The 14,384-nt window shown below is 45.4% G+C and carries 10 protein-coding genes and 1 rRNA gene; all 11 read left to right on the forward strand.

Going from position 1 to position 14,384, the window contains the following annotated elements:
- Positions 1 to 77 (forward strand): 5S ribosomal RNA (gene rrf / locus ABS362_RS19160); the annotation flags it as partial.
- A 392-nt stretch (positions 78 to 469) separates the two neighbouring features.
- Entirely contained in the window at positions 470 to 2,461 is a 1,992-nt protein-coding gene (locus ABS362_RS09480) for a BatA domain-containing protein (RefSeq protein WP_350412199.1), read from the forward strand.
- 3 nt (positions 2,462 to 2,464) lie between these two features.
- Entirely contained in the window at positions 2,465 to 3,727 is a 1,263-nt protein-coding gene (locus ABS362_RS09485) for a dihydroorotase (RefSeq protein WP_350412200.1), read from the forward strand.
- A gap of 67 nt (positions 3,728 to 3,794) precedes the next feature.
- Complete coding sequence (locus ABS362_RS09490; protein ID WP_350412201.1) at positions 3,795 to 4,304, forward strand: DUF4199 domain-containing protein; 510 nt, start codon at positions 3,795 to 3,797, stop codon at positions 4,302 to 4,304.
- Between the two features lie 26 nt (positions 4,305 to 4,330).
- On the forward strand, positions 4,331 to 4,855 hold the full coding sequence (locus ABS362_RS09495) for a DUF4199 domain-containing protein (RefSeq protein WP_350412202.1): 525 nt from the start codon (positions 4,331 to 4,333) through the stop codon (positions 4,853 to 4,855).
- A gap of 3 nt (positions 4,856 to 4,858) precedes the next feature.
- Positions 4,859 to 5,833 (forward strand): glycosyltransferase family 2 protein, encoded by a 975-nt coding sequence (locus tag ABS362_RS09500; RefSeq protein WP_350412203.1) that lies wholly within the window; start codon positions 4,859 to 4,861, stop codon positions 5,831 to 5,833.
- Positions 5,833 to 6,975 carry a glycosyltransferase gene (locus ABS362_RS09505; RefSeq protein WP_350412204.1) on the forward strand — a complete coding sequence of 381 codons (1,143 nt, stop codon included), beginning with the start codon at positions 5,833 to 5,835 and terminating at the stop codon, positions 6,973 to 6,975. Before ABS362_RS09500 ends, ABS362_RS09505 begins: the two co-directional genes overlap by 1 nt.
- Before the next feature lie 174 nt (positions 6,976 to 7,149).
- Positions 7,150 to 7,902: a hypothetical protein gene (locus ABS362_RS09510; RefSeq protein ID WP_350412205.1), complete on the forward strand. Its 753-nt coding sequence runs from the start codon at positions 7,150 to 7,152 to the stop codon at positions 7,900 to 7,902.
- A gap of 55 nt (positions 7,903 to 7,957) precedes the next feature.
- The gene (locus ABS362_RS09515; protein WP_350412206.1) at positions 7,958 to 10,735 is read left to right on the forward strand and encodes a TonB-dependent receptor; all 2,778 of its coding nucleotides are present in this window, start codon (positions 7,958 to 7,960) and stop codon (positions 10,733 to 10,735) included.
- A 4-nt stretch (positions 10,736 to 10,739) separates the two neighbouring features.
- Positions 10,740 to 11,897: a DUF4249 domain-containing protein gene (locus ABS362_RS09520; RefSeq protein WP_350412208.1), complete on the forward strand. Its 1,158-nt coding sequence runs from the start codon at positions 10,740 to 10,742 to the stop codon at positions 11,895 to 11,897.
- Positions 11,898 to 11,923: 26 nt separating this feature from the next.
- Complete coding sequence (locus tag ABS362_RS09525; RefSeq protein ID WP_350412209.1) at positions 11,924 to 14,359, forward strand: hypothetical protein; 2,436 nt, start codon at positions 11,924 to 11,926, stop codon at positions 14,357 to 14,359.
- Positions 14,360 to 14,384: the final 25 nt, after the last annotated feature.

Raw genomic sequence — 14,384 nt, forward strand, 5'->3', positions numbered from 1 at the left:
ATCCCGAACAGAGAAGTTAAGCCCGGACGCGCCGATGGTACTGGGGTCACACCCGGGAGAGTAGGTGGCCGCCAACCCTTTCAAAACACCCCGCTTTAGAAATAAGGCGGGGTGTTTACGTTTAGAGGAAAAGTGAAGGGAAAGGGAGCTATCCCTAGTGGATGAACACTACTTTTAGTAGCTTATTACTCCTTGAGATAATTCTACATTTAGATCTAACAGGTTTGTAATGAATAAATAGCCAGTTGCTTAGCATTTCACTCCTCTGGTCGCGTTCTTCAGGTAAGATATTCCGGTTTGCACCATATCAACCCACTTCAGAATTTTCCGACTTTGCCTTTGTAGTTTGAATCTGAATACATTTAACGTGAATACAAATATCTTTCTTAGTTATCATTTTGATCCTTTCTCCGTACTAGACTTGAACTATACCCGTTGTTTCTTTGGTATTTCCTGTCTAACTTGATTTATGGCTTTTCTTTATCCTGTATTCTTATTTGCATTAGCGGCTACAGGAATTCCTGTTATTCTGCATTTGGTACAGTTGCGACGGGCAAAAAGGGTTGAGTTCAGTAATGTGCGATTTATTAAAGCATCGCAAGAGGTTACTGCCAGCCAGCGTAAACTGAAAGATCTGTTAATTCTTTTATGCAGGATATTGTTTATAGTATTTCTGGTACTTGCATTTGCGCAGCCTTTCTTGCCCGGTACTGCTTCGGGAGTTACTGCCGGAAACGATGTTATGGTTGCTGTTGATAATTCTTATAGTATGCAGAACCTGCATGCTGAGAAGGATATGTCACTGTTAACTTATGCCACCGATAAAGCAAAAACAGTTTTTAATTTATTTCCTCCTGCTTCTGTATTTTCTGTTCTGGATAATAATAGTGTATCTACTAACCGATACCCTTCTGCAGGGGAGGCTGTTTCTGCTTTAAATACTGTTGACTATAGTTCTAACAGATCCTCCAATTACAAATCTGTCCCTAATGCTCATTTGTTTTTATTTTCTGATTTCCAGAAGAACCAGTTTACGAGTACCTCATTAGCCAAGCTTGACACTTCTACGCAGGTGCACCTCTTACCTTTGGAAGCATTAAGTACAGCTAATATTTTTGTAGACTCTGTTTACCTCGAAGATGCTTTTGTCAGGCCTGGTGGTGAACTGGTTTTGCATGTTATTGTTCAAAATGCCGGAAGCGAGGACCGAGAAGATGTACCTGTGAAATTATTGGTGAATGGCGATCAGTTGGCGGCTTTAAGTATAAATCTACCTGCAAAGCAGGCCACCGAGGCAACTATAAATTTCAGGACAGGAGATAGAGAAAACAATCTTGCAGCTATTACAATAGATGATTACCCGGTTGAGTTTGATAATACCTATTATTTTGTGCTCACACCTTCAAAGGGAGTAAGTATAGTTGAGATATCGGATGGAAAAACTATAAACTTAAAATCGCTTTACAGTAAAGAGCCACTTTTTAATTATACGCTTTACAATGCCGGTAATGTTAACTATGGACGAATAGGAGAGGCTGATGTGGTATTGTTAAACGGCCTTGAAACTATAAGCACGGCACTTGCCACAACTATAACAAACTATATTCAGGAGGGCGGAACAGTTATGGTTTTACCTCCGGCGTCTGGCAGTTTAAATGGCTACGAGAGCTTTTTCAACCAGGCTGGTATCTCTGCACGGGTCTCTGTTCCAACCGGGAACAGGTCTGAGTTGCTGCCCCCTGCTGCTAATAATCCTTTCTTTAGGGGAATTTTTGCGGACTATGATAAAAAAATGCAGATGCCTTCTGCAGTACGCAACTTAAGCTGGTCCAGAGCTTCGGATGATATTCTGAAATACAGGGGAGGGACTGCTTTCTTGTCAAGGTTTGATAGGGGCAAAGGACAGGTATACCTGATGGCTGCACCGTTGCACGAAGATCATAACGCCTTAGTAAATCACGCGCTGTTGTTGCCGGTTATGTATAAAGTTGCCATCAGTGGCTACAAACAAGAGCAGGAACTGGCTTATACTTTAAGCTCTAATACGATAAAGTTGCCTGTAACCCAAGCTACTGCCGGCGAAGGAATCTATAAATTGGAGAAAGACAGTCTCTCGTTTATACCGGAGCAGCAGTTACGTGGTGGCAATTTATACTTAAATATCCCGCCAGACCTGAACGAAGCCGGTATCTACAACCTTACTCTGAATGGCGTAACAGCCGGTACCGTAGCTTTTAACTATGACAACCGCGAATCTTTTCTGGAGACTTACACGCCGGACGAATTGCGAACTATAGTCGGTTCAGATCGGAAAAATATTCATGTTTATGATTATGGAGACGCGTTTTCGGTGAAGAATGAATTTGAAAAACGATATTTTGGCGTGAAGCTTTGGAAATATTGTCTAATATTGTGTCTGTTTTTCCTGATGGCCGAAATAGCCCTTATTAGATTTCTCTGACACATGAACGTTTTCCTGAGAGCAGCTACTATCTATCATCCATCTTCGGAGTTTCACCTGCAACAGCATAATATTTTAATTGAGCAGGGAAAGATAACCTATATTGGTCCTGACGAAAAGCAGGCAGATCAAACTATAGCTTCAGACCATTTAGCAGTTTCTGTTGGTTGGGCAGATATGTATGCCGTAACCGGTGAGCCTGGCCTGGAGAACAAAGAAGATCTGCAAAGTCTGGCAGCTGCGGCTGCAGCCGGAGGGTTTACTGAAGTACTTTGTATGCCAAACGTAGAGCCCGTAGTTCAGACAAAAGGCGCTATTAACTACATCAAAAGCAGGTCTGTAAGTTTACCGGTAACGCTGCACCCAACTGCAGCGGTAACTATGGAAGCCGAAGGTAAAGAGCTGACAGAGATGATTGACCTGAAACAGGCTGGTGCTGTTGCTTTTACAGATGGAACGCACCCGATACAAGGGGCTGAAGTAATGGTAAGGGCACTACAGTATTTGCAATTGTTTGATGGCCTGCTGCTGAACCGACCGGAGAATACCAAACTGACTGCTTACGGTCAGATGCATGAAGGCATCGCCAGTACCAGGCTTGGCTTAAAAGGAATACCGGCTCTGGCTGAAGAAACTATAGTGGCCCGCGACCTGCAGCTGCTTGCTTACACCGGCGGTAAACTACACTTCTCACTTATCTCTACTAAAAAAGCAATTGAAAGCATACGAAAAGCGAAAGCTGATGGGCTACACGTAACCTGCGATGTGGCCAGCTACCAGGTTGCTTTTACTGATGAGACTATGCTGCCTTTCGATACCAACTATAAAGTGAATCCGCCATTTAGAAGCGAAACGGATGCAGAAGCGATAAAGCAGGGACTTGCTGACGGAACGATAGATGCGATTGTATCGGGGCACCAGCCGCATGATACGGAAGCCAAGAAACTGGAATTTGATCTGGCGGAGTTTGGCATCATGAACCTGGAAACAGCTTTTGCCGTGGCCAATACAACTATAGCTGGTGCCGTGCCCCTGGAAACTATAGTTGAGAAACTGACCACAGCCCCACGCAGGATCTTGCAATTGCCTCAACCACAAATAGCCGTAGGCGAAACAGCTAACCTGACCATCTTTGATCCAAAGCAGACCTGGACTCCGGAAGAGAAGGCGTTAAAATCGAAAGGAGTGAACAGTCCGTTCTTTGGGCAGGAACTGACCGGTAAAGTGATCGGCATCATTCACAAAGGGCAAGTAGTGCTAAATTAATTTTTTTTATAATTTTTGATTATATTACAGTTGCTTTATATAGTTGCTGTAGTATCAATTTGCATACATGTTTAACCAAGCGATAATACGAGTAGGAATACGTTACGGCGTTTTGTGTGGAGTGGCTTGCTTCGCGATTGTGCTGCTGTTGTACTTTATGGGGCTTAACCCGTTCGGAGATTATGGGCGCTATAGTTTCATCCCGATTCCGTTTGCCATTTTCCTGGGGATACGCTACTATAAAAAGTTTAACGACACTGAAATAGGATTTCTACGCGGGTTGCGCGTGGGTGCTTCTGTAGCTTTTTATGCGGCGCTGTGTGCTTCTATGCTGGTATTTATACTAACGTATGTGGCCGGACCAGAACTACTGCAGCAGCATATCCTGGAAATGAAGGCATTGCTGGAGGAAACCCGTGAAGATCAGATAAAAATAATGGGCGAACGTATGTTTGAAGAAGGCTATAAAGCCCTTGATGCTATGTCGCCGTCTATGCTGGCTGCTGATGATTTTGTGAGGAGGTTTGTAGGAGGGTTGGTTTTTGCGCTGATAGCAGCAGTCTTTTACCGTAAGTAAACTATAACACTTAACCCTCTATAATCATGAACGAAACACTACCACAACCTTCTGTTACTTCGGTAGCGCTAAAGTATGGCTTTATAACTGCACTTGTTGGCGTTGTATACACCCTAATCATCATGGTAGCCAACCTTGGCGATAACCGCTGGCTTTCCGGCTTATCTTACCTGATACTGATCGCAGGTATTGTGCTGGCCATGAAACAGTATAAAACGATAAACTATGGCTATATGTCTTATGGCCAAGGGTTAGGTATTGGTACATTGGTTTCTGCCATCTTCGGTCTTTTGTCTGGTATCTTTGTCTGGTTGTACACCTCATTTGTTGATACCGAATACATGAGCCGCATGATGGAGAAGCAGTCAGAGGCGCTTTTAGACCAGGGAATGAGCGATGAGCAGGTAGAGCAGGCTATGGCTATGACTGAAAACTTCCAGGGACCTTTAGCCATGATTTTAGGTGGTCTTGTTGGTGCAGTTGTAATCGGATTTCTATTATCTTTGATCCTCTCCGCTATCATGAAAAATAACAGGCCGGAGTTCGAATAAAAAATGCAATACCCTTATGATATTTCGGTAGTAGTTCCGCTCTTTAACGAAGAGGAGTCGCTGCCAGAACTCGTGCGCTGGATCAGACGTGTGATGCATGCGCACGAGTTTTCTTATGAGATTATACTTGTTGACGACGGCAGCACCGACCGTTCCTGGGACGTTATACAGGACCTGAGCGCCGACGATAATACTGTAAAAGGTATTAGTTTTAACCGCAACTATGGCAAATCTGCAGCCCTGCACATGGGTTTTCAGCGGTGCGCCGGTGAAGTAGTTATAACCATGGATGCCGACCTGCAGGATAGTCCCGACGAAATTCCTGCGCTTTACGACATGATCAAACACCAGAAATACGACCTGGTGAGCGGCTGGAAACAGAAGCGTTTTGATCCGTTGAGTAAAACCATTCCTACCAAATTATTTAATGCAGCTACCCGCAAATTATCGGGTATACAACTGCACGACTTTAACTGCGGCCTGAAAGCTTACCGCCAACTGGTAGTTAAAACCATAGATGTGCACGGCGAAATGCACCGCTACATTCCTGTTATTGCCAAATGGAACGGGTTTACTAAAATAGGAGAGAAAGTTGTACAGCACCAGGAACGCAAATATGGCACTACCAAGTTTGGCCTGGAGCGCTTTGTGTATGGCTTCCTCGATCTGCTTTCTATCTCGTTTGTAAGCCGCTTTAAAAAGCGCCCGATGCACTTCTTCGGAACTATGGGCACCCTGATGTTTATAGTTGGTCTGGGCATTACGATCTGGCTTATCGTTCAAAAACTGTTCGGGTTGTATACCGATGGCCGCGTACGCGACATTGTTGATCAGCCGCTATTCTTCCTGGCACTTGTAACTGTTATTTTGGGTGTTCAGCTGTTCCTGGCTGGTTTCCTGGCCGAGATGGTATCCATGGCATCCAGTAAAAAGAACGAATACCTGGTGCGCGACCGCGTAGGGTCTGTAAAAGCTTAATGGCAAGGCGAATCGTTATAGTTGGGCCGGCGCACCCATTGCGCGGTGGCGGTATGGCTACTTTTAACGAGCGCCTGGCACAGGCTTTCCAGGACAATGGCGATGAAGTAGAGATCGTAACGTTCCGTTTGCAATACCCTTCGTTCTTGTTTCCGGGTAAAAACCAGTATTCGGATGAGCCTGCTCCCGAAGGCCTGCGCATTAAGGTACTGATCAACTCTATCAATCCGATAAGCTGGTTAAGAACCGGTAACTATATCCGTAAGCAACGACCTGATCTTGTTATTTTCAGGTACTGGCTGCCGTTTATGGGGCCTGCGCTGGGTACCATTGCCCGCATCATCAAAAAAAACAACTATAGCCGAATACTGGCTATAACCGATAACGTGGTGCCCCACGAAAAGCGTCCCGGCGATGTGCCTTTTACCAAATATTTCCTGAGTGCCTGCCACGGGTTTGTAACCATGTCGCGGAGTGTGCAGCAGGACCTGCAGCGTTTTGAGCCCAACAAGCCCAACCTGTATTTAGCTCACCCACTGTACGATAACTTCGGAACTATAGAAACTAAAGCCGAAGCCTGTGCCGCGCTGGGGCTGGATCCGAACTATAGTTACCTGCTGTTTTTCGGGTTTATTAGAGCGTATAAAGGGCTTGACCTGTTACTGCAAACTATGGCTGATGCCCGCATAAAGCAGCGCAAAGACCTGAAGCTTATAGTTGCCGGCGAGTTTTACGAAGATGCCGCGCCTTACCATAAACTGATCGAAGAACTACACCTGCAGGAGCAACTTATATTGCGCACCGATTTTATTCCGAACTCGGAAGTGCGTCATTACTTTTGCGCCGCCGACCTCATAGTACAGCCTTATAAACACGCTACCCAAAGCGGTGTAACACAGGTTGCCTATCACTTTAACAAACCGATGGTAGTTACCAATGTAGGTGGCCTGGCCGAACTGGTACCCGACGGGGAGGTAGGTTACGTGGTGGAGCCGCAGCCGCAAACTATAGCCGATGCCATCCTCGATTTTTATAGTTCGGGGAAAGCCTCTACGTTTGAACAGCAGATTCAGAACTATAAACAACGATTCAGCTGGGATGCTTTTACAGAGGCTATTTATAGTCTGGCCGCTAAACTATAGTCAAACTTTCTGTTTAACGCTTTGAAGTAACATAGCCACCAACTATAGTTACAACCACTTTATATGACTAAGTTTTGATGTAGCGTGAAATAATTAAGATGTACTCCTTGTCATAACATTAAACATCCCTTATATTTATAGCTATTCCGCTGCATTTGAGCTGTATCACGATCCATGTCAAGACCCTTACTTTCGTTTCTTCTTTTTTTCGCCATCATTTTTGCACCTGTTACAATTTTAGCGCAGGCCTCTACGTCTGATACCAGTTTTGTAAAGCAATCTGTTAATGAAGCAGTGCAGGCATACAGAAATGCTGTTGGCCAGCAGGCGCATTTGTATAATGGGGCAGAGTATTTTGTGCCGCTCAAAGGGTACATAAAGGGGCATCAGTTCTTTAAAGATAAAAGTTACGAAAAAGGAGCTGTACTGTATGATGGTGCCTGGTTCTATGACGTGCCGATGGCTTATGATGTGGCTCTGGATGAGATAGTTATAGCACATGCAGGCGGTGGTTATTCGCAGACGCTGGTAAAGCCTAAGGTACAGGAGTTTACAGTAAACGATCACACCTTTATACATTTAAAAGCGGATAGCGTTGCAGGCACACCTTTACAAGCTGGTTTCTACGACCTGCTTTATGACGGGGATGTGAAAATGCTGGTTAAAAGGAAAAAGGTACTGAAAGAACGCGCTACTGCGGATGGAATGGAAGGAAACTACGAAGTTGCCGACATGTACTATCTCCTGAAGAATGGAAAATATCACGAAGTTGGCAATAAGAGTTCTGTGCTGAAAGTGCTTGGTGGCGAAAAAAAGCTGCTTAACAAATTTGCCAGAACCAATAACCTTCATTTTAAGCGGCAACGCGAAGAGGCGATCTATAAACTGACACAGTATTACGATACCCTCGGACCCCAGGAACTATAGTTTGTCCTGTTCATATCTACACCAAGTTATCATTAGTTAGCCGCACAAAAGCTTTATGGCTCCATTTTACCGAAACTTATTCCTGCTTGTTCTGTTTTTTTCCAGTGCTATAGTTGCTGGTTTTGCACAGCAGGCCACCGATCCGCTTGTAACAGGTAACTATAGCAACGCTGCTTTCAGCCATTTTGTGAAGGACCTGGAAGCGCAAACTAAGTTTACTTTTTACTATGATGTCGCTGTAACGGATAGTGTAACAATAGACATACAGGCTACGGCGCAGCCACTGAGCCAGGTGCTGACCCAGGCACTACAGGGCACTGAACTGCGTTTTGCCATAAGCGACCAGAAGCAGGTATTTATAACCAGCGAAAAGCAGATACTGACCAGCCTGCCTGATAATTTCTTTAACAACGGAAGCAGGGGCACGGAAACTGATAACACGCAACTGGCCGAACTGTACCTGCCTCAACTTAATAAAAAGAAAAAAACAGGCTCAGAAATAAAACTATACGAGATAGGCAATGCAGGCAGCAACCAGGCAAAAGCAAATCTGGCCGGTACTATACGGGATTCCAACACAGGCGAGCCGATCATCGGGGCGTATGTTTATATCGAGTCGCCAACTATAGGCACAGCCTCCGACCAGTATGGTTACTACTCCATTACGCTACCGGTTGGCCGCCATGAGCTGAAAATACGTGGGGTAGGCTTGAAGAACTCGAAACGTCAGGTGTTGCTGCACAGCGATGGTAAGCTGGACATTGAGATGGAAGAAGATGTGCGCTCGCTGAAAGAAGTACTGGTAGAAGCTGAAAAAGACAAGAACGTGTCCGGGTTACAGATGGGCATGGAGCGCCTTGATATCAGAACTATAAAACAGGTGCCTACCGCTTTCGGCGAAACAGATATTCTGCGCGTGGTACTTACCTTACCGGGTGTGAAATCAGTAGGAGAGGGTAGTACGGGCATGAACGTACGTGGCGGCTCTACTGACCAGAACCTGATCCTGCTAAACGATGCAGTTATCTATAATCCGTCGCATTTGTTCGGTTTCTTTTCGGCCTTTAACCCCGATGTGCTTAAATCGGTGGAACTATATAAAAGTGCTGTGCCCGCAAGGTATGGTGGCAGGTTATCGTCGGTGCTGGAAGTAACAACCCGCGAAGGAAATAAAAAGCAATTTTCGGGAGCAGGCGGTATTGGTTTGTTAACCAGCAGGCTAACCCTGGAAGGCCCGATCATTAAAGACAAGACATCGTTTTTGCTGGGCGGCCGCACCACGTATTCCGACTGGGTACTAAAGCAACTGCCAAACAAATCATTTAAGAACAGCGAGGCTTCTTTTTATGATATCAACGCACACATCAGCCACGAAATAGATAGCAAGAACAGCGTATACTTTACAGGCTACCTCAGCAAAGACAGGTTTAAGCTGGATGCAGATACACTTTACAGGTTTAAAAACCAGAATGCCAGCATCAAATGGAAGCACAATTTTCATAACAAACTATACAGTGTAGTTACGGGTACGCACAGCCATTATAGTTACGATATCTCGAATGAAGGAAATGCTGTAAATGCATCTACGTTAGCGTTTGGCATAAATCAGAGCAACCTGCAGGTAGATCTTAACTATTTCCCGAACGAGAAACATACCGTAGATTTTGGAGCAAGCTCTATCTTTTACCAGTCTTCGCCAGGCAGCCTTACACCTCATAGCCCGGAATCACTGATAAAAACAGATATAGTTCAGAAAGAAAAAGCGGTAGAAAGCGCCGTTTATATTTCGGACAGGTATGATATAAGCCCACGGCTTTCGCTTTCGGTTGGGTTGCGATACTCTATGTTCAATGCACTGGGGCCGCGCGATGTATTTACCTATGCACCGGGCATCCCAAAGACAGAAAGCAGCATGACCGATACCATTTCCTATAGTTCGGGTAAGGCGATAGCGACCTATCATGGCCCGGAATTCCGATTGTCGGCACGCTATAATTTAACTGATAACTCTTCTGTAAAGCTGAGCTACAACAGGCTGCGCCAGTACGTGCACATGTTATCCAACACGGCATCTATGTCGCCGACCGATACCTGGAAACTGAGCGACGGCAACATTAAGCCACAGGTTGGCGACCAGGTAGCCATTGGGTATTACCGCAACTTCAGGGCAAATACCATCGAGTTTTCTGCAGAGACCTACTATAAATGGATGCAGGATTTCCTTGACTACAGAAGCGGTGCCTCTATTATCATGAACCACCACATAGAAACCGATGTAGCCAATGCCGAAGGAAAAGCCTATGGTTTGGAACTGATGGTGAAAAAAGCAACCGGCAAACTGAATGGCTGGATGAGCTATACGTATTCGCGCACGTTGGTTCGCGTAAATGACCCAAGCACTTCCGAGATCATAAACAGGGGCGAGTATTACCCGGGCAACTACGACAAACCGCATGATTTTACCCTGATCAGTAACTATAGATTCAGCCAGCGTTTCAGTACCTCGCTCAATTTTACTTATAGCACGGGCAGGCCGATAACCTTACCAATCGCCAAATACTATGATGGCACTACGCAACGCATTCTGTACTCTGACAGGAACCAGTACCGCATCCCGGATTATTACCGCGTCGATTTTGCCATGAATATTGAAGGTAACCACAAAATGAAGAAGCTGGCGCATAGCTCCTGGACAGTGGCTGTGTATAACCTGACAGGCCGCAAAAATCCTTACTCTATTTACTTCAAATCAGATAAGAACACGATCAGGGGGTATAAAATGTCGATCTTCGGGCAGCCTATCCCTACAGTAACCTATAATTTTAAGTTTTAAGCGCATGAAATTCCTGAACTGGAACAAGACGATAGGCTGGCTTATGATGCTTTTAGTAAGCAGTTGTGTAGAGCCATATTCGCCGGAAGTACTGGAGGGGCCAAACAGCTACCTGGTAGTGAACGGTTTTATTAATACCAACGGGCCAACTACGGTACAACTGATACGCACACAAAACCTGAAGGATGAAACACCTCCACCAGCCGAGATTAACGCTATTGTTCAGATCGAGTCTGAGGAGGGTGAGAACTATAGGCTGTGGGGAACTGGCAATGGCAACTATACCAGCAGTAATTTGGAGCTTAATCCCGCATCAAAATACCGCCTGTACATCAGAACTGCCATCGGGAAAGAGTATGCCTCGGAGTATGTAACAGTAAAGCGTACGCCTGCCATTGATGAAATTACATGGGAGCCGATAGATGACGAAGTTCAGGTTTATGTTAACACCCACGACCCAAACAATGACACACGCTACTACCGCTGGGAGTTTGAGGAGACATGGCATTACCGGGCAGCGTTTGGTACTGGGTTAAAATATGTGAACGGCAAAATTGAGCTCCGGGACCGAAATGATCCCGATATCTACAACTGCTGGACATCAGACAATTCTACAACGATTGAGTTAGGTACTTCTATCCGCTTAACCCAGGATGTGATCAGTAACTATAAGCTGACTGCGATTCCTTATGATTCCGAAAAGATAGCTATTAAGTATAGTATTCTGGTAAAGCAGTATGCCCTTACCCGCGAAGCATATGCTTACTGGGAAACCCTGAAGAAGAACACGGAGAATATTGGTACGCTTTTCGATCCGCTGCCATCGCAGTTAACCGGAAACATTAAAAGCCTGTCCGACCCTAACGAGCCCGTAATTGGCTATGTAACGGCCTCTACTATGCAGCAGAAGCGAATATTTATTGGTTATGAGGAGCTTCCAAGAGAGTGGAAAACATTTATACCAAGATGTTCTATTGATACTATGTTATTGGCAATAAGCACACCACGCGAGTATTTTGAGGGTGGTTATGTAATGCCGGTTTATGAAGTGTATCCACCGGAAGGAGGAGGTATGTTTCCGATTGGCTATAGTTATGCGACCGTAGATTGTGTTGATTGCCGCACCCGTGGCACAAATGTGAAACCTGATTTCTGGGAGTAATGCTGAAACTGAAAAAGACTCAAAAAGTGCAAACCAACAGATATACGTTTCTGCAGACCGGTTTCTTAAATAAGGCAAGTTTACTGGCTATTGTTTGCTTTGTGCTGCTGGCAGCTGGAAGCGCAATGGCGCAGAGCACTGGTTTTAAAACCATAGGCCAGCAGTTTGACCAGCACCGCAAAAAAGCACTTCAGGAAAAACTATACCTGCACATAGACAGGCCGGTGTATGCCTGCGGCGAAACCATGTGGTTTAAACTGTACAATGTAGACGGCACGCTACACCAACCCTTGGATATGAGTAAAGTTGCTTATATAGAGGTATTGGATGATGCGAAACAGGCAGTATTGCAGGCGAAGGTAGCCCTGAAAGAAGGAACAGGAAACGGATCGTTTATCCTGCCTGCTACTTTAAAATCGGGTAACTATAAGGTGCGGGCTTACACAAATTGGATGAAGAACTTCAGCCCGGAATTCTACTTTGAGCAGCCGATAACTATAGTTAACACGTTCCAGAAACTGGAGGCCCCGGAAAAAACAGTGGCCGCAGGCTATACTATACAGTTCTTCCCGGAAGGGGGCAACATGGTAGCTGGCATTGAAAACAAAATAGCATTTAAAGCTATAAACCAGAAAACAGGCAAGGGCATTGACTTTACAGGAGAGCTCCACGACCAGTACGGTACCAAAATAGCCGACTTTAAGCCCTACAAGTTTGGCATGGGGCACTTTACATTTACACCTTCCAAAGGAGCAACCTATACTGCAACCGTTAAATTAGCTGCTGACCGGGGCTTTGTAAAACCATTGCCAGCCGTTTTTGAGCAAGGCTATGCGCTAAACCTGAATGAGGATGGAGCAGAGCGTTTAAAGATAACTATAAACCAGGTAGGGCAAACCGGTGAGCAGGTTTACCTGTTGGGCCATACAAGGCAAATGATAGCGGTGGCAGAGGAGGCAACTATAAACCAGGGCCAGGCTACATTTATAGTTGATAAGAATGTTTTGGCAGATGGCATTACGCATTTTACCATATTTAATACTCAGCAGAAACCGGTAGCCGAACGCCTCTACTTTAAACAGCCGACCCAAAAACTGGAGCTGAAGCTGTTGCCAGATAAATCTCAGTATACTACCCGCGACAAAGTAACTCTGGACCTGCTTGCAAATGCTGACAATACAGCTTCTACAGCCAACCTGTCTATGGCCGTGTACCGCCTCGATTCGTTACAGGGAGCTACTGACAGTAATATCGAGAGCTACTTCTGGCTTACTTCTGACCTGAAAGGAACGATAGAAAACCCGGCTTACTACTTTTCAGCTTTAGGAAAAACAGATGCTGCTGCTATCGATAACCTGATGCTGACCCATGGCTGGAGCCGTTTTAAGTGGGAAGATATTATCAATAAAGAGCCTGCTGCCTATAGTTACCTGCCGGAGTATAACGGGCATTTTATAAAAGGGAAGGTAACGCATAAGTCTACAGGCGCACCTGCACCGGGTATTAAAACCTACCTTGGCTCACCGGGCAAGCACATCCGGTTTTACAACGCTAGGAGCGATGCCAACGGAGCGATACAATTCGAGGCGAAAGACTTTTTTGGGGAGAAGGACATTGTGGTGCAAAGCGATTTCTCTAAAGACAGCACCTTCCATTTCGAGATCTATAGTCCGTTCTCTGACAAATATGCGGCGAGCAAAGTGGCTGCTTTTGATCTGTCGGAGGAACTGAAGCAGGAGGTTACGCTACGGCATGTGCAAACGCAGGTTCAACAGGCCTATTTTGGTAACTATACCAACCTCTTCAAACCAGCCGGTGTAGACAGTATCTCGTTTTACGGCATCCCAAGTGAAAGCTACCTGCTCGACGATTATAAACGTTTTAAGGTAATGGAAGAGGTGATGCGTGAATATGTGCCAGGCGTGCAGGTGCGTAAGCGTGGCGGCAATTTCAGGTTCATGGTGTTTAACAGGGCGCACAAAAGTATTTTTCAGGATAACCCGATGGTATTGCTGGATGGCGTTCCGGTTTTTGATATTGACAAGATCATGGCTTTTGATCCGCTTAAAGTTAAAAAGCTGGACGTTGTGACAAGCCTTTACTTTAATGGGCCATTGGTTTATAACGGTGTGGTAAGCTACACAACATACACCGGCGACCTGGCAGGTTTCGAGCTAAACCCACGCGCATTGCTACAGGCTTATGATGGGTTGCAGTTGCAGCGCGAATTTTACGCCCCGGCTTACGAATCACCAGAACAGAAACAAAGCCGCCTTGCCGACCTCCGTAACCTGTTATATTGGGCACCCGACCTTACTATACCATCCGGAAAAGGAAAACAGGTGAATTTTTATACCTCTGACCAACCAGGCACTTACCTTATAGTTGTACAAGGTTTAACCGAGAACGGAGTGATGGGTAGCAAAGCAGTTACTTTCAGTGTGAAGCAGCCGGTATTATAGAAGGCTATAGTTTACCAGGACCTTA

The organism is Pontibacter populi (genome assembly GCF_040278685.1).
GTDB classification, from domain to species: Bacteria; Bacteroidota; Bacteroidia; order Cytophagales; family Hymenobacteraceae; genus Pontibacter; species Pontibacter populi.

Bases quoted from the DNA above. Each gene is read 5' to 3' on its own strand.
- ABS362_RS09480 (WP_350412199.1), top strand. From the start codon at position 470: ATGGCTTTTCTTTATCCTGTATTCTTATTTGCATTAGCGGCTACAGGA.
- ABS362_RS09485 (WP_350412200.1), top strand. From the start codon at position 2,465: ATGAACGTTTTCCTGAGAGCAGCTACTATCTATCATCCATCTTCGGAG.
- ABS362_RS09490 (WP_350412201.1), top strand. From the start codon at position 3,795: ATGTTTAACCAAGCGATAATACGAGTAGGAATACGTTACGGCGTTTTG.
- ABS362_RS09495 (WP_350412202.1), top strand. From the start codon at position 4,331: ATGAACGAAACACTACCACAACCTTCTGTTACTTCGGTAGCGCTAAAG.
- ABS362_RS09500 (WP_350412203.1), top strand. From the start codon at position 4,859: ATGCAATACCCTTATGATATTTCGGTAGTAGTTCCGCTCTTTAACGAA.
- ABS362_RS09505 (WP_350412204.1), top strand. From the start codon at position 5,833: ATGGCAAGGCGAATCGTTATAGTTGGGCCGGCGCACCCATTGCGCGGT.
- ABS362_RS09510 (WP_350412205.1), top strand. From the start codon at position 7,150: ATGTCAAGACCCTTACTTTCGTTTCTTCTTTTTTTCGCCATCATTTTT.
- ABS362_RS09515 (WP_350412206.1), top strand. From the start codon at position 7,958: ATGGCTCCATTTTACCGAAACTTATTCCTGCTTGTTCTGTTTTTTTCC.
- ABS362_RS09520 (WP_350412208.1), top strand. From the start codon at position 10,740: ATGAAATTCCTGAACTGGAACAAGACGATAGGCTGGCTTATGATGCTT.